At 58.5% G+C, this 18,040-nt stretch carries 16 protein-coding genes and 1 pseudogene; 5 read left to right on the top strand and 12 right to left on the bottom strand.

What is annotated here, in order from left to right; genetic code table 11:
• Nucleotides 1-219: 219 nt before the first annotated feature.
• The 6 genes and pseudogenes from BM395_RS23860 to BM395_RS14390 all read right to left on the bottom strand — a co-directional run bounded on the left by BM395_RS23860 (nucleotide 220) and on the right by BM395_RS14390 (nucleotide 7,137).
• Nucleotides 220-924: a methyl-accepting chemotaxis protein gene (locus tag BM395_RS23860; RefSeq protein ID WP_425287622.1), complete on the bottom strand. Its 705-nt coding sequence runs from the start codon at nucleotides 922-924 to the stop codon at nucleotides 220-222.
• 228 nt (nucleotides 925-1,152) lie between these two features.
• Nucleotides 1,153-1,236, bottom strand: a pseudogene (locus tag BM395_RS23855) (hypothetical protein); the annotation flags it as partial.
• Nucleotides 1,237-2,029: 793 nt separating this feature from the next.
• Nucleotides 2,030-3,124 (bottom strand): DUF1513 domain-containing protein, encoded by a 1,095-nt coding sequence (locus BM395_RS14405; protein ID WP_090513001.1) that lies wholly within the window; start codon nucleotides 3,122-3,124, stop codon nucleotides 2,030-2,032.
• Nucleotides 3,125-4,186 carry an imelysin family protein gene (locus BM395_RS14400; protein ID WP_090512998.1) on the bottom strand — a complete coding sequence of 354 codons (1,062 nt, stop codon included), beginning with the start codon at nucleotides 4,184-4,186 and terminating at the stop codon, nucleotides 3,125-3,127.
• 10 nt (nucleotides 4,187-4,196) lie between these two features.
• Entirely contained in the window at nucleotides 4,197-5,621 is a 1,425-nt protein-coding gene (locus BM395_RS14395; RefSeq protein ID WP_090512995.1) for a di-heme oxidoreductase family protein, read from the bottom strand.
• A gap of 175 nt (nucleotides 5,622-5,796) precedes the next feature.
• Nucleotides 5,797-7,137 carry an imelysin family protein gene (locus tag BM395_RS14390; RefSeq protein WP_090513187.1) on the bottom strand — a complete coding sequence of 447 codons (1,341 nt, stop codon included), beginning with the start codon at nucleotides 7,135-7,137 and terminating at the stop codon, nucleotides 5,797-5,799.
• A 203-nt stretch (nucleotides 7,138-7,340) separates the two neighbouring features.
• On the opposite strand from BM395_RS14390, the gene BM395_RS14385 reads away from it, so the two are divergent.
• Nucleotides 7,341-7,913 (top strand): LemA family protein, encoded by a 573-nt coding sequence (locus BM395_RS14385; protein WP_090512992.1) that lies wholly within the window; start codon nucleotides 7,341-7,343, stop codon nucleotides 7,911-7,913.
• 3 nt (nucleotides 7,914-7,916) lie between these two features.
• Complete coding sequence (locus BM395_RS14380) at nucleotides 7,917-8,804, top strand: GIDE domain-containing protein (protein WP_090512990.1); 888 nt, start codon at nucleotides 7,917-7,919, stop codon at nucleotides 8,802-8,804.
• Here the strand turns inward: BM395_RS14380 and BM395_RS14375 are convergent.
• From BM395_RS14375 to BM395_RS14360, 4 genes are all read right to left on the bottom strand, one after another.
• Entirely contained in the window at nucleotides 8,775-10,829 is a 2,055-nt protein-coding gene (locus BM395_RS14375) for a putative bifunctional diguanylate cyclase/phosphodiesterase (RefSeq protein ID WP_425287621.1), read from the bottom strand. The genes BM395_RS14380 and BM395_RS14375 overlap by 30 nt on opposite strands.
• A 326-nt stretch (nucleotides 10,830-11,155) precedes the next feature.
• Nucleotides 11,156-11,737 carry a superoxide dismutase [Fe] gene (gene sodB / locus BM395_RS14370; protein WP_069897824.1) on the bottom strand — a complete coding sequence of 194 codons (582 nt, stop codon included), beginning with the start codon at nucleotides 11,735-11,737 and terminating at the stop codon, nucleotides 11,156-11,158.
• Between the two features lie 186 nt (nucleotides 11,738-11,923).
• Nucleotides 11,924-12,529, bottom strand: coding sequence for a LysE/ArgO family amino acid transporter (locus tag BM395_RS14365; protein ID WP_069897823.1), 606 nt, complete (start codon nucleotides 12,527-12,529; stop codon nucleotides 11,924-11,926).
• Nucleotides 12,530-12,531: 2 nt separating this feature from the next.
• Nucleotides 12,532-12,930 (bottom strand): ACT domain-containing protein, encoded by a 399-nt coding sequence (locus tag BM395_RS14360; RefSeq protein ID WP_069897822.1) that lies wholly within the window; start codon nucleotides 12,928-12,930, stop codon nucleotides 12,532-12,534.
• A 109-nt stretch (nucleotides 12,931-13,039) separates the two neighbouring features.
• Here BM395_RS14360 and BM395_RS14355 point away from each other — a divergent pair, with 109 nt between their 5' ends.
• Nucleotides 13,040-13,930 carry a LysR family transcriptional regulator ArgP gene (locus BM395_RS14355; RefSeq protein WP_090512984.1) on the top strand — a complete coding sequence of 297 codons (891 nt, stop codon included), beginning with the start codon at nucleotides 13,040-13,042 and terminating at the stop codon, nucleotides 13,928-13,930.
• A 79-nt stretch (nucleotides 13,931-14,009) separates the two neighbouring features.
• On the opposite strand, the gene BM395_RS14350 is transcribed toward BM395_RS14355, so the two are convergent.
• Nucleotides 14,010-15,356: a dihydrolipoyl dehydrogenase family protein gene (locus BM395_RS14350; RefSeq protein ID WP_090512982.1), complete on the bottom strand. Its 1,347-nt coding sequence runs from the start codon at nucleotides 15,354-15,356 to the stop codon at nucleotides 14,010-14,012.
• Nucleotides 15,357-15,640: 284 nt separating this feature from the next.
• Here BM395_RS14350 and BM395_RS14345 point away from each other — a divergent pair, with 284 nt between their 5' ends.
• Complete coding sequence (locus BM395_RS14345; RefSeq protein WP_090512980.1) at nucleotides 15,641-16,633, top strand: NAD-dependent epimerase/dehydratase family protein; 993 nt, start codon at nucleotides 15,641-15,643, stop codon at nucleotides 16,631-16,633.
• A 1-nt stretch (nucleotide 16,634) separates the two neighbouring features.
• Here the strand turns inward: BM395_RS14345 and BM395_RS23370 are convergent, their stop codons facing one another.
• On the bottom strand, nucleotides 16,635-16,784 hold the full coding sequence (locus BM395_RS23370) for a hypothetical protein (RefSeq protein WP_170860598.1): 150 nt from the start codon (nucleotides 16,782-16,784) through the stop codon (nucleotides 16,635-16,637).
• A 364-nt stretch (nucleotides 16,785-17,148) separates the two neighbouring features.
• Here BM395_RS23370 and BM395_RS14340 point away from each other — a divergent pair, with 364 nt between their 5' ends.
• Nucleotides 17,149-18,021: an ATPase gene (locus BM395_RS14340; protein WP_090512977.1), complete on the top strand. Its 873-nt coding sequence runs from the start codon at nucleotides 17,149-17,151 to the stop codon at nucleotides 18,019-18,021.
• Nucleotides 18,022-18,040: the final 19 nt, after the last annotated feature.

Genomic DNA, 18,040 nt, shown 5'->3' with positions numbered 1-18,040 from the left:
CAGGTCAGGCACAGCCTGAAAAAATTACCAAAGACGAACAGTAGTGCCGGTCGTCAGGCAAGTCAAAGCCTGGCTGAAGGAATTGGTTTCGTGTTGCGTCACACGCCCAGTTAATGTGTAAGAGGCTGACTCTTTACGCATTTCTAAACCGCTGTTGTAGCGTTTTCGGCGCAGTTGTGCACAAAGGGCGCGCAGTTGCAGGCGCCCCTTGCTTATCGGTCAGGCGCTGAGGCGTTGGGTGACTTCGCCCAATCCGGCAGACAACTGGTGCAGGTTGTGGCTGGCACTTTCAGTGCGCTGCACGGTTTTCTCATTGGCGCTGGCGATGGTGGTGATTTCGGTCAGGTTGCGCGATATGTCTTCCGCGACGGCCGTTTGCTCTTCTGCCGCCGTGGCAATCTGGCGGTTCATATCGCGGATGGCTTCAATCGCGGCGGTGATGTTCTGCAGCGCGCTGCCGGCCTCGATCACTTGCTCCAGACCACGGTCGCTGCGGCTACGGCCATTTTCAATGGCGCGCACGGCATTGCTTGCGCCGGTTTGTACGGTATCAATAATCTGATTGATCTCGGCAGTAGACTCGGCCGTGCGTTGCGCCAGCGTGCGCACTTCATCGGCGACCACAGCAAAGCCGCGTCCGGCTTCGCCTGCGCGCGCGGCTTCAATTGCTGCGTTCAGGGCCAGCAGATTGGTTTGTTCGGCAATTCCACGGATGACTTCAAGCACCTTGCTGATGCGTCCACAGTCGTCTTCGAGCTGACGGGTCACCTCGGCCGTGGTGGAGATTTCGCGGCTCATCAAGGTGATGGTTTCAATGGTTGCCTGCATCACTTCACCGCCTTGCTGCGCTGAGCGATCTGCATCGTCGGCGGCATTTGCAGCCTCGCCTGCATGGCGGGCGACTTCCTGCGAAGTTGCCGACATTTCGTGCATGGCGGTGGCGACTTGATCAGTGCGCGAGAACTGGTCACGCGTGCCTTGCGACATCTGCGCGGCGATAGAACCGAGTTCACTGCTGGCGCTGTCGAGATTGCCGGTGCTGGATTTCAGTTGGCTGAACGTCTCGGCGAGGAAGTCACGCAGGGTATTGGCGGCCACCGCGAGCTTGCCCAGTTCGTCTTTGCGACTGGCGTCGACGCGCTTGGCGAAATTGCCCCGGCTGAGCTGGGCGATGTACTCGACCAGTTGGCCGATCGGGTTGATCAGGCTGCGGTTGAGTAACCACAGGCAGGCCATGCCGATAACAACGCTGGCAATCAGCATGAAGGCGACGCCCAGCGTCAGGGTCTGATGGGCTTCATCGCTGATCAACTGCGAGCGTTTCTGGCTGGCTGTGCTGAGCTGTGCAACCAGTTGATCCATCTGCTCGCTGGCGGCGCGGTCGATGCCTTTTACGGCTGCATCACCCGCTGCCGGGTCGGCGCCGGCCTCACTGAACGCCTTAAAACCCTGACGATAGGCTTGGCCCATGTTCAGGTGTTCGCTGATGAGTTTGTCGGTTTGCGCGCGCAATGACGGATCACCTTGCTCACTAGCCCCTTGAGCCAGCTGCTTTAGGGTTTGCTGAACCTTGCTTTCCTGAGCCTGAAACTGCTGCCAGTACTTGTCGCGATCCGTTGGGTTCTTGCCGCGTAGCAATACGTTCTTCCATTCCTGCACTTGAATCTTGAACTCAACATTGGCCTCGTTCACCAGTCGCGATGAGAGGAGCGGGCCGTCAATCAGGTCGCGGTAGGCTTGCATGCTGTTGGACATGAACGAGAAGCAGAACAGCGCGATCAGCAGAATCAGGATCAGGCTGGCGCCAAGCAACGACAGGATTTGTGCTCGCAAAGAATGCATCAGGGGCATGGTATGCGCCTCGGGTAGGAAATTAGGCAAAGTCTTCGGCGCGGGTCTAACTTCCGTGTTGCGCTGCAAGTGTAGCGAAGAGGTCGAGCCCAGTTGTCGGCCGGCAGGCCAGACTCTTTAATGCGCATGACCCGTCAGTCAGCGAGCGCCGACTGACGGTCATGTTGAGAGGCGAGCGTCAGGCCAGACGCAGGTGGTTGTCCCAAAGCCCGGCGGGAAGTTGCAGAGGTTGTACGGCGATTTTTGGCTGACGGCAGTCGTACAGACGGCAACGGCCCTGACCGGAGCTGACCACAAAACCCTGTTCGACTGCGCCGACGCCGGCGCAATCCGGTAGCGCTGCATCAAGGCGCACAGCGCCCGTGTCGAGGTCCCAGATAAACACCCGATTGCCGCGCGGCGCGGTCATGGCCAGCAAGCGCAGCTCACTGTTGATCGCCACGCTGGCGGTGTATTGGTGCATGACCAGACGCTGCTCCTCGCCGAGCGGGAAGGGCTGGAAGGCTTCGCCCGGGCGCTTGATCGCCACCAGTGGCGCCTTATCAGTAACCTCGCCCATGTACTGCTGGCCGCTGACAATGGTGCCGTCGGCAGCAATAGCCAGGTGGCGGATGCTGTTCATGCGCTCTGGCAGCTGCTCTTTGCTGATCAGCGTGCCGTCGCGCTTGAGCAACACCAGGCTGGGTTCCATCGAGTCGAGGTTCATCTCGACGCGGCTTTCGGCCTCGGTGCGGATGCCGCCGTTGGCAACCACCAGCGTTTCGTTGTCTGGCAGCCAGAGCAATTGATGCGGGCCAACGCCGTGGGTGGACAATTCGTGGTCGCGGATCAACTGCTTGCCTTGCAACCGGTAAGCACTGATCACCCCGCGGCCCGGCTCTGAGGTGTCATTTTCGGTGGCGTACAGCCACTGGCCATCGGCATGGAAAGCGCCGTGGCCGTAGAAGTGACGCTGGGCGGGGGAGGTCAGGGTCTGCAGCAATTCACCGGTTCGGGTGTCGATCAGATAGCTCTCGGTGCTGGGGCGACGCCCGACAAACAAGGCCATTGGCAACTGCGGGTGCGGCACGACATCGTGGCAGCGCTCATTCACCTGCGTGGCGAATACCTCGTTGCCGTCGAGTGTATAGCCGACAGCGTAATGTTTGCCGTCGGCGTTATTGCGCGCTGAAACCAGCAGCGGTTGCGGGCCGTTGTGAATCAGGGTCCAGCCACCCATTGCGGTCGCAGCGAGGGCCAAACCGCCCAGGCCGAGGAAAGCTCTGCGTTTCATTCAGTCTCCGTCGTTTGCGTTGAAGCCAAGTTGGATGCCAAGGGTTCGCGCCAGCTCGCCTTCGTGCAGGCGGTGCAAAATGTTCAGGGTTTCGTAGAAGTCGTTCAGCGACTTGCGGCCCTGTTCGTCCTTGAGCATTTCGCTCAGCGGTCGTTGCAGCGTTGCCAGTTGCGCGCGGGTCTCGGCATAGGCAGCGTCGATCTTGTCTTTCAGCGCCTTATTGTCATCGCCAAGCAAGGCCTGGATGCCATCGTTGTTGGCGCCGTGCCAGATTTTCTCGGCACCGGCCAGCGTAGCCGAGACATTGCTCATGCTGGCATTACTGCGCCAGGCTTCGGCTTGATACGGCTGCGGGGTGCCCTTGGACTGACGGCCCATTGGCGTGCCGAGCTTTTTCTTCAGGCCGTCGATGGCCGTGACCTGGGTGCGTAACAGTTCGGCGATGGCTTCGGTCGGCTCGGCGTAACGCTCATTCGGGAAGGTCTTGAGTTGCGCCGAAATACCGTCCTCGGCTTGCCATTGCTCCAGCACGTGAGTCGATAAGGCCTGCTGATGATCGCCAATGGCGGTGAGCAGCGGGCAGTAACGTGCCTTCTGCGCCGGGTCGTTAAGGTCAATCGAGGTGTCATACAGAACGTATTCATACGCTGTCAGGCCTTGCACCACGACGCTGGATTTGTCGAGGATGGCCGGGGTGACTTGCGGCGTCTTGTTGAGCAGTGCCGTGACCTGGCGCGCGACCAGATTCTTTTTGTCGGGCCAGAACTGCACCTGCCACGACAAATTGCCTTCGCCCATCGGCCCTACCAACATCGGCTGCAAACCCGCCCAAGCGCTTTGTGCGCCGAGGAAGGCCTGACGTGCTGTGGCCAAATCCTGTTGGTCGGCGCAGAACGCCGCGCCGCTGCTGGCCAGTTGGCGATTGGTTTCAACCCAGCTGCTGTAGCCAGGGACCAACACGCCTTCCGTCAACGCTGCACTGGTGGTCTGTTGCGGGTCGGTTTGCGAGCAGGCACTGAGCGCCAACCCCGCAAGGGCAATGGTGAATGGTGAACGCATCATGCGCAGCTCCTCACAGCGAGTTCAGGAAGGCCAGCAGCGCATCGCGCTCACCGGCAGAAAAGGTCAGTACGTGTTGCCTGGCATCGGCCGCTTCGCCGTCATGCCAGAGTATGGCTTCGAGCAGGTTGCGCGCGCGGCCATCGTGTAAAAACTGGGTGTGGCCGTTAACGGCTTCGGTCAGACCGATTCCCCAGAGTGGTGGCGTGCGCCATTCACTTCCAGAGGCGAGAAATTCCGGGCGGTTATCCGCCAGGCCCGGGCCCATGTCGTGCAGCAAAAGATCACTGTATGGGCGAATAGACTGATTTGCCAACTCCGCCTCTGCCGCGTCGCTGCGGGTGGTGAATGCGGGTGTATGGCAAGCCTGGCAACCGGCTTGGAAAAACAGGTTCTTGCCGGCCAGTACTTCAGCTGAGTCGACATCGCGACGCGCCGGTACGGCGAGGTTGCGGCTGTAGAACAGAATACTGCCGAGCAGCTTGTCAGTGACCTCAGGCTCGCCACCGTTAACCGCGTCGAGGCAGTCCTGCTGCGCCACGGTGCAGTCATCGCGGGGAAGCAGGCTGGTGGTCAGGCCCATGTCACCGGCAAAGGCGTGGGCATTTTGCTGATTGAGTGAGGGTTGACCGGCTTTCCAGCCGAAACGGCCCAGCACGGTTTTGCCCTGCACATCATCCCACACCAGATTGGCGCGCCCGGAAATGCCATCACCGTTGGCGTCGTCCGGGTCGGCATTGGCAAGAATGTCGTTATCGGCAATCGCCTCCAGCAGGCCGAGGCCGATCATCGGCGGGGCAATACGTGCCGACATCATGGTGTCGGGATGCATCGGCCCATAGCCGAGCTGGGTAATCTGCAACGAGGGCTTGCGTAACTCGACCGTGAAACCGTCTTCGAAGCTGACCTGTTCATGGCTGTAGCTCATTCGAACCTTGCCTTCAGGTGCGACTCCGGGATTGGCCATGTCTTGCAACTGGCCGCCGTAAGTTGGTTCGGGCACCACGCCCATGCGTTCGATGATTGCCGCCTGGTCCGCCGTGGGGCTGATCGACAGGCGTACCAGCATCGAGGTGGCGGTGACTGCTCCCGGGGCAGGCGGATGGCCGCGACCGTCCTTGATGTGGCAGTTCTGGCAGGCATTGGTGTTGAACAGCGGGCCAAGGCCGTCACGGGCAATGGTCGTGGCCGGGGCGATGACCCAGGGATTGCGGAAGAAACTGTTGCCCACGCTGAAGTCGAGACGGCGCAGCGGCGAGAGATTGGCCGAGGGCAGCGAGAACGCATTGTGGTCGGTTTTGAACACGGTGGCGCTGCCGCCAGAAAGGGCTTCGCCGGGTTCAGCCTGGGTGAATTGTGGTGCTTGGTCACAGCCGCTCAGTCCCAGAGAAAGGCCGATGGCTAGCAGTGCAAACGATTGACGCAGGGTGACCAACATTCAGCTGAACCGTGTTGAACAGGGCGTGCAATCTTAGCAGTTTGGCTGAATTTAAATAAGAGCGATTTGCGTTACCAAGACGATTAGGGGCGATTTGTCGCGCCGGCCAAACCAATTTCAGGCATAAAAAAGCCGGCGGGCTTTACGCGCGCCGGCTGTGGATAATACGGACCGATCAGAACTCGTGGTCAGCAGTATCCGGGTTCAGGTCGCTGATGCCGAGCTTGCCAGCGGCTTGCTCGATGGCGCCAGTCTGCTTGACCAGTGCAGCGATTGCGTCGCGTACGATCTGGTTACCTTCAGCATTCTCGGCTGCGATCATTTGGTCGTACTTCTCGCCCTTCTCGGCGGTGTCGACCATAACCTGCAACTTGGCTTCAGTGTTGGCCAGGTCATCTTTCAGGGTCTTGTCGGTTGCCGGATCAACTTTCTCCACCAGCGACGACAGGCTTGGGCCGGTCAGTGTGCTGCCGTCGACTTTCTTGTATTCGCCGAGGTAGATGTTGCGGATACCTTTGGCGTCATAGAAATGCGCGTTGTGGGTGTTGTCGCTGAAGCAATCCTGCTCATCTTCAGTCGAGTTGGCTTCCAGCGAAACTTTCATGCGCTCACCGGCCAGTTCGCCCAGAGACAGGCTGCCCATGCCGAAGAACATTTTACGCATGCCGTTCTCAGCGCTGTCTTTCTCAAGGCTGGCGCGATAGTTGTCCGGCTTGCCTGGCTGCCACTGGGCAACCATTTCGTCGAGGTCGCTGACCAGCAGATCGGCAGCGGCTTTGAGGTATTCGCGGCGGCGTTCGTTGTGCTCACCAGTGGCGCCTTCACCGACGATGAAGTCGGAAGCAGGACGCTCGCCAGCACCTGGATTGGTGCCGTTCAGGTCCTGGCCCCAGAGCAGGAATTCGATGGCGTGGTAGCCGGTCGCAACGTTGGCTTCCGAACCGCCCAGCTCATTCAGGCTGGCCAATGTTTCAGGCGTGATCTGAGCCACGTCGACTTTATCTTCACCGACCTGAATTTCAGTGTTGGCGATGATGTTGGCGGTTGCGCCCGGGTTACCCAGCGCGTGCTGGTAGTCTTTGGCTACGTAGTCGATCAGGCCTTCGTCGAGCGGCCAGGCATTCAGCTGGCCTTCCCAGTCGTCAACCACCGGGTTGCCGAAACGGAATACTTCGCTCTGCATGTACGGTGCGCGTGCAGTAACCCATGCCTCGCGTGCAGCTTTAAGGGTGGCATCGGTCGGCTCGGCGAGGAATGCGTCGATTGCCGCGTGCAGTTCTTTACCGGTGCTGGCGGCGTCACTGAAAACAGCGAGTGCGATGTCGGCGTAATGGTTGACCACTGCCTTGGCAGCAGCCTCATCAACCTTGCTGGTGGCTGCCGGAGTTGCCGGGGCGGCGCTTGGGGCTGGAGCCGGGGCAGCGGCCTGGGTCGCCGGTGCCTTGTCTTCGCCACAACCGGCGAGGGAAATGGCGATAGCTAGCAGGCTGGCAGAAGCCAGGGGCAGACGAATCATGACGACATCCTTTGTTGGTTGAAAGTGATGAACAAGCAGCAACTGCTTGCGAATTGCTAACATAATGCGAAAGATTTGCATTATCTGTAAAGCCTTGTTGCGATTAATTCGCATAAAACTCGTGAAGTATCACGCTATGCAAGCGTCTCGATGCCGCTAGAATGCCACTACTGCCTAATTGCAGAGGTTAAGGAGAAACCCGCATGAGTTTGTTTAGCGTCGCCGTGATTGTTGTATTGGTCTTGCTCGTGGCTTATGCCATTTCCCTCTACAACGCTTTAGTTCGGCTCAAGCATGGCGTCAGCAAAGCGTGGGCGAATATTGATGTGTTGCTCAAGCAGCGTCACGAAGAGCTGCCGAAGCTGGTAGAAACCTGCAAACAGTACATGGCGCACGAGCGCACCACGCTTGAGCAGGTGATCAATGCGCGTCAGGCGGTTTCCACTGCGCGGCAGCAAGGCGATGTCGGGGCGTTGGGCAAAGCCGAGAGTGGTTTGCGCGCCGGTCTCGGGCAATTGTTTGCGCTGGCCGAGAACTATCCCGAGCTGAAGGCCAACGAAAGCTTCAAGCATTTGCAGCAGCGCATCAGCGGATTGGAAAACGGTATTGCGGATCGCCGCGAGCTGTATAACGAGTCCGTCAACCTCAACAATGTGCGCATCGAGCAGTTTCCGGATGTTCTTATCGCCCGGGCGATGGCGTTCAAACCGGCAGAGTTGCTGCAATTCACTGAGGCCGAGAAGGCCGACGTCAACCTCAAATCACTGTTCAGTTAGTCCATGGCAATTGAAGGTGCCTGGATCGGCATGGGCCTGAGTGTCGGGGCGGCAGTGGCGGGCGGCTGGTGGTTTATGCGGCGTTACGCGCAGGCGCGGCATTTGCTCGACACGCCCACCTCGAAAATTCGCTCGGCCGCACAAGGCTATGTCGAGTTCTACGGTGTTTTACAGGCCTGTGCAGGCGCTGAAGTTATCGCGCCATTAACCGGCAAGCCTTGCCAGTGGTGGCGCTTCAGGATCGAAGAGTATGTTGGCGATGACAACAAAAAGAGTTGGCGGCCGGTTGAAAGTGGCGTCAGCGACAGTTGGCTGCAGCTCAGTGATGGCACTGGCGAGTGCCTGATCAATCCGCAGGGCGCTGAAGTGAGGCCTGTTACCCGGGAAATCTGGAAGGGCAGTTTGCGTCATCCGCGTGGGCCGCAAAAGTCCGGACTCACAGCGTTCCTGAGCATGGGCAAGCGCTATCGCTACATTGAAGAGCGCCTGCACGTTGGCCAGCCGTTATACGCCATTGGTGATTTTCGCAGCAGTGGCGGTGGGCGTCAGGGGCTGGATTTGCAGCGCCGTCAGGCCGAGGTGATTCGTCACTGGAAGAGTGACTTCAGCGGCTTGCTCCAGCGTTTTGACTCCGACGGGAATGGCCAACTGGACGAGCAGGAATGGAATCGGGTGCGCCTTGCCGCGCAACTCGAAGCCGAAGACTTGCACCGTGTCGACAGCCTCAAGCCTGACCAGCATCACATGGCCAAGCCACTTGAGTCGCAGCCCTTCATATTGTCGTGTGCCGGTGAAGATGAGCTGGCCCGCCAGTTGTACTGGCAGGCAGCGGCGGGCGCGGCGGTGTGTATTGCCGGTGCGTTAGGCTTTGCCTGGATCCTGGGCAACTAGCGCATCAGCTTGGCTGACTCGTTTGGCGCCAGGGCTGTTGCGCTGCGCCTGACGCAGTAGCGGGGTTAGCTCACGCGCCGGCAATGGGCGACTGTAGAAGTAACCCTGACCCTCATTGCAACCTTCGGCAATGATGTAGCGTTCCTGCTCAACCGTCTCGACCCCTTCGGCAATCACCTGCATGCCAAGGCTCTTACCGAGCTGAATAATGGCACGCACAATGGTCGCATCGTCCTCGTCATCCAGCAGATCCTGAACAAAGCTCTTGTCGATCTTGATCTTGTCGAGCGGCAAGCTCTTCAGGTAACTGAGCGAGGAATAGCCGGTGCCAAAGTCATCAATCGCAATCAGCGCGCCGGAGCGGCGCAGGCTGTGCAAGTGCATGGCTGCCGTGCTGATGTCTTCCATCAGGCCGGTCTCGGTGACTTCCAGTTCAAGGCTGCGTGGCGGCAGGCGGTAAACCTGCATCAGGTTGCTGATGACGCGAGGCAGTTCGGCATGGTGCAGCTGCACGGTTGAAAGATTGACGGCCATGCGCAGGTTGTTGAAACCCATGTCGTGCCACGCACGCAGTTGGCGGCAACTCTGGTCGAGCACCCACTCACCAATAGCGGTGATCTGGCCGTTACTCTCGGCCAACGGAATGAATTGATCCGGTGGAATCAGCCCGTGCTCCGGGTGAGACCAGCGCAGCAGCGCCTCAACCCCGACGATCTGGTTGTGCTTGTATTCAATCTGCGGTTGGAACACCAGATAGAACTGATTGAGCGAGAGGGCTTCGCGCAAATCCTTTTCGAGCCCGCGCCGGCGCCGAATTTCGCTGTCGACGCTGGCAATGTAGAACTGGTAACGGTTACGCGAACGCGACTTGGCCAGCGTCATGGTCTGCTCGGCTTTTTGCAGCAACTGCTCGGTGTTATCGCCATCTTCCGGGAACAGGGTGATGCCGATGGTGGCGCGCAGCAGCACGTCCTGGCCGTCGACCTGGAACGGCGACTCCAGGCTGTCGAGAATACTTTGAGCCAGATCGGCCGCCTCATAAGGCTGCTCGATGCCGGCCTGTACCAATGCAAACTGATCGCCGCCCAAGCGTGCCAGCGTGCCAAGGCGGCTGCTGTGGGTGCGCAAGCGATCAGCCAGAGCCATCAGCAGAGCGTCGCCGGCCTGATAACTGAACTGCTCGTTAATGCCCTTGAAGTCATCCAAACCCACGCACAGCACAGCCACCCGACGCTGCGCCGGTCCTGCGGATTGAAGAATCTGATCAAGCTGGCTTTGCAGCTGCTGGCGGTTGGCCAAGCCGGTGAGAAAGTCGAACTGCGCCATGCGTTGCAGGCTGCTCTCGGCTTCGTCGCGTAGCTGACTGTTGCGCTCAATCGAGGCGAGCAGTTGGTTGGCGGTATTAATCCACAGGCCGAGTTCGTTGCGCTCGTGGCCTTTGAGCATCGGCAGCTTGTGCTCGCTCGGACGGTCCGGATTGATATTGCTCAGGTTCTCGATGATTTTTGCCAGCGGCTTGGTGAGCAGCCAGTGGTAAACCAGATACAGCACCAACGCCATCGCCAGCGCGCGCAGCACCCCGGAAATAAAGATCACGCCCGAGTTGGTGATGAAGTTGGCGCCATACACCGCCGTGTCCAGCGTGATGCGCAGGTCGCCGTAGTATTCGTTATACGGGCTGCGACCCACCAACTGAGTGTTGTAGGTTTGCTCTTTGCCGAGAATCGGGTCGGTTAACCAGCGCGTTGGCAGGTCGAGCAATGGCCTGGTTTTTTCGGCCAGCATCGGCTCATTCGGGTGGCCGATCGCCGCGTAATGCACGGATTCATGTTTGAACAGACCCTCGACTACCTGCATGCCCATTTCGCGGTCGAGGCTATACACCGCTTGCGTGGAAGGGTCGCGAAACATGTCGAGAATTCGATTGGCGTCATTGGTCACCATCTGACGCGTTTTATAGGCGTCAAAGACAATTTGCGCACAACTCAGAACGACACCCACGATAAGCGCAGAGAACAAAACCATTCTGAGCAGTTTGAGTGACAAGCTGTTTTTGCGATCCTGCTTCAAATAGCAATCCTTGTTTCAGAGCGTTGCGATTCGGCTCTTTGCAGTATTGGCAAACTGCCCGGTGTCGTCAAAGGTCGTGGCTATAAATGTTCGGCCTGAAACGCCAGACGTTTACCCGATTGAGCAGGGTGCAAAAATTGAATAATCCCCGTCTGCGTATCGGTTCATAGTGCCTGAGACTTGAATATAAATTTCAAACAACTGTAGGGCAGCCATGACGTCGGCAATTTTCTCCGGGCATAAAAAAGCCCGGCCTGAGCCGGGCTTCTCTGGGCTGAAACTTAAGCGGCGAAGTTTTTCGCTACGAAGTCCCAGTTAACTAGGTTCCAGAACGCTTCAACATACTTAGGACGCGCATTGCGGTAGTCGATGTAGTAGGCGTGTTCCCACACGTCGCAAGTCAGCAGCGGGGTGTCGCCGCTGGTCAGCGGGCAGCCTGCGCCGATGGTGCTGGCCAGTGCGAGGGAGCCGTCAGCCTTCTTCACCAACCAACCCCAGCCAGAGCCGAAGGTGCCGATGGAAGTCTTGCTGAACTCTTCCTTGAACTTGTCGAACGAGCCGAAAGCCGCGTTGATCGCGTCAGCCAGTGCGCCAGTTGGAGCGCCGCCGCCGTTAGGGCTCAGGCAGTTCCAGTAGAAGGTGTGGTTCCAGATTTGTGCGGCGTTGTTGAAAACACCACCAGAAGAAGTCTTGATGATTTCTTCGAGCGACTTACCTTCAAACTCGGTACCTGGAACCATGTTGTTCAGGTTGACCACATAAGTGTTGTGGTGCTTACCGTGGTGAAAATCCAGAGTTTCCGCAGAAATGTGCGGCTCAAGAGCGTTTTTTTCGTACGGCAGCGCCGGTAATTCGAAAGCCATGATTATCTCCTAGTCAGGTCTGGGGCGATGTTCGCAAGGCCGATCACGGGCGGCCAAACAAAGCGGCGGGCGTTTTGGCGTCCCTGTGCCGCGAATCTTCGATCATAGCATCGGAAAGGGCGCATAACCACGCGACAACTGTGTGGGATAACAGTTGCACGCCCACCAACAGCGTGCGTTTTCGCCTTATACCGGATTGAGCAGCAGTTGCAGTGCGACGGTCAGCATCATGGCGGCCACAGCCAGATCGATCAGGCGCCATGTAGTCGGGCGCGCAAGCCACGGTGCAAGCCAGGCCGCGCCAAACGCCAGGCTCATGAACCACATCATCGAGGCGCTAGCGGCGCCCAGCGCATAGGCCCCCGGCATTGGTTGCTGGGCACCCAGCGAGCCGATCAGCAATACCGTGTCTATGTACACATGCGGGTTGAGCAAGGTCACTGCCAGCGCCGCCAGAAGGACCGCCTTCAATGGCCGCGGAGTGCCCTGGCCATTTTCATCCAGCGCTTGCGGACGCCATGCGCGCAGCAGTGCCTGGCTTGCGTACCAGATTAAAAATGCCGCGCCGCCCCAGCGCGCGATGGCCATTAACGTCGGGCTTTGGCTGAGTAACGTGGCGAGCCCGAATACGCCGGCAGTCACCAGAATGGCGTCACAGGCAATGCACAGCATCGCCACGGGCAAGTGATGCTCGCGGCGCAGGCTCTGGGCTAGGACAAATGCGTTTTGCGCCCCGATCGCCATGATCAGGCCGATGGCAACCAATATGCCGTTGCTATAGCTCTGCCACATGATTACTGGCCCTCGCTGAGTTGCTGCAACACCTGCTGTGCCCGCGCACCCTGCGCGTGATCGACAAACAGATGGTCATGATAAAAACCGGCAATCACGTTGCAGCTGATTCCGGCATCCGCCAGCGCTTTGGCCACGGCGGCGGTGAGCCCAACAGCGGCCAACGCCGAATGCACTTCAAGGGTCAGCCAGGCAGCCACGTAGTCGAAGTTCAAGCCCAGCGCTTGCGCCTGTTCACGTTCAACAATCACGGTGAGGCCTTCGCTTTCACGAAAGCTGCCCAGCGGCTCGACAGCACCCAGTTGCGCGCGGCTGGCAATGCTGCAAAACACATATTCACCGGTATTGAGCAGTGGCTTCATGTGCTTTAACAGTTCGCTCAAGTCGGTGATTGCGGGCATTGCGCTAACTCCATCAGTCAGTTTCAGGGGCTTGGTTTGCTGGCTAATGTGGCGTGTCTCGATGTATAAGAGAAATTAATTATGATGATCCTATATAAGGAAAAATGATGTGTTTGATTACAAGTTACTCGCGGCGCTGGCCGCTGTAGTCGAGCAGGGCGGTTTCGAGCGCGCCGCGCAAATGCTCGGGTTGTCGCAGCCGGCTGTATCCCAGCGCATCAAGTTGCTCGAGGCGCGTGTGGGCCAGCCGGTGTTGTTGCGCGAAACGCCTCCGCAAGCCACCGAAGTCGGCCGGCGTCTGCTCAACCATGTGCAGCAGGTGCGATTGCTTGAGCGCGATTTGCAGGCACAGGTGCCGGCACTCAACGAGGAAGGTTTGCCGGAGCGTTTGCGCGTGGCGCTCAACGCCGACAGTCTCGCCACGTGGTGGGCGCAAGCTGTGGCGCAGTTCTGCGCGGATAACCGCGTGGTGTTCGATCTGGTCGTCGAGGATCAGGACGTCGGGCTCAAGCGCATGCGCGGCGGCGATGTGGCGGCGTGCATTTGCGCCAGCGAGCGGCCGGTTGCGGGTGCCAGAAGCGTGCTGCTTGGGGCCATGCGTTATCGCGCATTCGCCAGCCCTGAGTTTATCGCGCGTCACTTCAGATCAGGGGTGACGGCTGAAAAACTGGCGCAGGTGCCGGCCATTGTTTTCGGCCCGGATGACTTTCTACAGCATCGTTACATGGCCGCGTTGGGCGTGAACGGCGGCTTTGTTTATCACCTGTGTCCATCCTCCGAGGGTTTTGTGCGCATGACCTGCGCAGGGCTGGGCTGGGGCCTGATGCCAGAACTGCAGGTGCAGGCCGAGTTGGCGCGTGGCGAATTGATTGAGTTGGTGGCCGATCAGCCGATTGATGTGCCGATCTACTGGCATCACTGGCGCAATGGTGGTGAGTTGCTTGATCGACTCACCTGGCGCCTGCAGCAAGTGGCTGGGATTATGCTGGTGAGTGCTTGAGACCACGGTGCGCACACGCACATTCCTCGCACAAAAAAGGCCCCTGAACATCAGGAGCCTTTGGCCTGCAACCCAGGGTTTACATCAGATTTTTCAGGTCGGAGCTGAACGTAGGATACGCGAACAACTGGCCCTTCAACTCGCTGCGGGTGATGTTGAAACGCATGGCCATGGCAATCAGGTTGATTAATTCCTCGCCCTGATGCCCGAGCATGTGCGCCCCTACAATCATGTCTGTGTCTTTATCGACAATCATCTTCGCCCACGCATGTTCGGCGAGCACGTTCTTGCTGGAGAACCAGCCGCTCATGTCGCTGTTGATAACCTCTACATTCAGCTTGGCATCGATGGCCTGCTGCTCGGTCAGGCCGACACTGCTCAGCGCCGGAATGGTGTAAACCGCTGTGGGCAACACGCGATAGTCGGTCTGGTGTTGCGGGGTTTCAAGAATGTTGCGCGCGACCACCTGGCCTTCGATGGTGGCGATTGGCGACAGCTGAGCGGTGCTGGCGACGGCGTCACCGGCGACCCAAACGGCTGGGTTGCTGGTTGAGCGGAAGAATTCGTCGACCTGAATCGAATAACCCTTGTGCTCGACATTGCCGGCGTTCAGGTCCAGATCGTCAATGTTGGCCACGCGCCCGGCGCCATTGACCACCGCATCGGCCGTGAGGATCAGCGACTTGCCCTGATGCTCGATATGCACGCTCAGCAGCTCACCGTCGGGGGTAATTTTCATCACTTTGACGTCGGTCATGATGCTCACGCCCAGCGCTTCGGTGGCCTTCTGCAAGGCGGCGACGGCATCAGTATCGTGGCGCGGCAGTAATTGCGGCATCGCCTCGAGAATCGTTACTTTGACCCCGGCCCGCGCATAGACGTGGCTGAATTCCAGGGCGATGACGCCGCCTCCGACAAAGATCACTTCTTTGGGCAACTCGGTATTGGCCAGTACATCGTCGGAGGTCATCATCAGTTCCGCGCCGGAGATCGGCAGCGGGCGGGTTTTCGAGCCGGTGGCGATGATGATGTTGCGGGCCTGCAAGACCTGACCGTTGACTTCAACTTCGTTGGGCCCGACAAATTTGGCGCTGCCGGTGAAAACCGTGCCGCGCTTCTCGGCCACGCCGAGCATGGCACCGGGGATGAAGTCGATCATCTGGTCTTTGCGGCCAATCAGCTGGGTCCAGTCGATGGTTGGCGCTGAAACGCTGATACCGTGGCCGCTGGCCTTGTTGATCTCGTCGAGTGATTTGGCCGCAGCCACCAGCACCTTTTTAGGTGTGCAGCCACGATTCGGGCAGGTCCCACCGAATTCGGCCTGCTCGATAAAGGCCAGTTTCTGGCCGGCGGCGGCAAGAATTGAAGAGGCACCGAATCCAGCATTGCCTCCGCCAATAATGATGGCGTCAAATTTCATCGTCATATCCCTATCCGATTGAATGCGTGTTGCGGGTGGTTATCGTAATAACCTTAAAAAATGCCCGGAAATTATAAGCGTCGGCCTTGCGGCGCGGCTATCGGACTGAGACTGACGGTAGTAAGACTTTGTGCTGGTTACACATGAAAATGCAGCGTTGCCAAACGGCATGCAGAGCGTGCAGAGTGGCCGGCGGGCGCTTGTCAGGTCGTAATTCTGGCGTGATAGGCCACGTAACCCGGCAGGCGGCACTGCTAGAGTGCGGCAAACAAAACAACAGGACATCACCCATGAAAATTCTGGTCACCGGTTCGAGCGGCTTTATTGGTGGGCGCTTTGCGCGATTTGCCCTCGAGCAAGGGCTTGAAGTGCGGGTCAATGGCCGTCGTCCCGAGGGCGTTGAGCATTTGGTCAAACGGGGCGCCGAATTTATTCAGGGTGATTTGTCCGATCCCGAGCTGGCCTTACGCCTCTGTGAAGACATCGATACGGTGGTGCATTGCGCGGGCGCTGTTGGTGTTTGGGGCAAGTACGAGCATTTCCATCAGGCCAACGTGGTCGTGACCGAAAACATTATCGAGGCGTGCCTGAAACGCCACGTACGGCGCCTGGTGCATTTGTCGTCGCCTTCGGTCTACTTCGACGGTCAGGCGCATGTCGGCATCCAGGAAGAACAGATCCCCAAGCGTTTCAGCGACCATTACGGCAAGACCAAGTATTTAGCCGAGCAACAGGTTTTCGGTGCTCAGGAATTTGGCCTTGAAGTGCTGGCGCTGCGCCCGCGTTTTGTCACCGGTGCCGGCGATACCAGTATTTTTCCGCGCTTGATCAATATGCACCGCAAAGGCCGGTTGTCGATCATCGGCAATGGCCTGAACAAGGTAGATTTCACCAGCATGCAGAACCTCAACGACGCCTTGTTCAGTTGCCTGATGGCGACAGGTCCGGCGCTGGGCAAGGTCTACAACATCAGCAACGGCCAGCCGGTGCCGCTCTGGGATGTGGTCAATTACGTGATGCGCAAACTCGACATGCCCCCGGTCACCAAACATCTGCCATTTGGTCTGGCTTATAGTGCGGCGGCGCTGAACGAGGGCGTTTGCAAGTTGCTGCCGGGGCGTCCGGAACCGACCATCTTTCGCCTGGGCATGGCGGTGATGGCCAAAGACTTCTCGCTGGATATCGGCCGCGCACAGCAATACCTCGACTACGATCCGCAAGTCAGCGTATGGACCGCACTCGACGAGTTCTGCCAGTGGTGGAAAGCCGTACAGCCCAATTGAGTTAGCTGTAAACGCGCTGGCCGCGATACACCTTGTATGAGCCTGCACTGCCGGCATCCGGTTGGCTAAGGCGAATATCAACCGCGAGTTCTGCGCGCAACCGGCGGCGCAGGCTTTGCATACAATCGATTACCGCTTTGTTCAGTTCCATTGGCCTTCCTGTTATTGATTATGAGTCGCGCCTGCCCATCTCGGGCGTTCGCGACCTTACAGGCCTGCATGAGTCTTACAGGTCGAAGGTTTAGCATGTCGAACAATTACCGGGTCTTGTGCCCCGCCAAAGGGGACTGCAAAGCGTGTACCACTTCACTAACCGCGGAACTGTGGGGCTTTGTACCTGTCGATTGGGCGGGTCTGTGCGCTTGTTCAGTGCATGGCGCAAAGACTTTGCGCAACACTGATGCAGCGCCGCTGAGGCGTTATACTGTGCGCCGATTGCGCAATCGCTGAGCGTCCTGCGTTCGCTGCTGTTTCAGTGGCTCCAAGCTTATCTGTGTCCTTCCAAAGGTTTAAACATGCGTAACGATGCACACGACGAAATTGATCATGTTCCCAGCCTCTCTGCCAGAGCGCGCGAGGAGGATGATTTTTCCGAGCCTGTAGCAGCACCTGCCGCACAACGCCCGGTGCATGTGCGCGGCCCTGTGGGCAGCGAGCAGAAACCGGCCTCTACCGGCCCGCTCTGGGCGTTGGTCGGTGCGCTGACCATTGCCTTCGCCGGGCTTGGCTGGTGGAGTTTTCAGCAGATCAACCTGATGGAACAGCAACTGGTCGCCACGCAGGAAAGCTTTGCGCGAATCAGCGAAGAGGCTGCAGGGCGTATTCAGGATATTTCCGGCAAGGTTGTCGCGGCCGAGTCCAGCGTGACCTCCGGCAGCGAAGCGCTGAAACTTGAGGTCAAACAACTGCAACGCAAGCTTGGCGAACTGGAAGGCCAGCAGCAGAAGGCTGTTGCTCAGCTAGCTGAACAGAACAAAGTGTTCGAGGCAGTTCAGGCCGATGTGAAATCGCAGCAGGGCGGCAGCACTAAACTTGCCGATGCATTGCAGGCATTGACCAGCGAGCAGGCAGACCTGAAGAAACAACAAGCGGATCTGGTTGCTGCTCAAGGTGACGTGAGCAAATTGCAGAGCCAGCTCAAGAGTTTGAATGGCGATGTGACTGAGTTGAAGAAAATCGGCAATCCGGGCGCTGACATTGAGCGGTTGAGCCAGGATCTGCTGGTGCTGCGCAGCGAGTTCGACAATCAGCCTGCACCAAAGGCCGCACCGGCGCCGAAAAACAACACGGCTGAATTTGATGCCTTCCGCGCCCAGATGACCCGCAGCATTACGACCTTGCAGGCGCAGATTCGCAACCTGCAGGATCAAATCGACGCCAAGCGTTAAATTTATCATCGGCAATAAA

The sequence above is a fragment of the Pseudomonas marincola genome (assembly GCF_900116605.1).
In the GTDB taxonomy this organism is placed as follows: Bacteria; Pseudomonadota; Gammaproteobacteria; order Pseudomonadales; family Pseudomonadaceae; genus Aquipseudomonas; species Aquipseudomonas marincola.
Note: the sequence above shows the minus strand (reverse complement) of the source record. Positions and strands in the feature narration are given on the sequence as shown.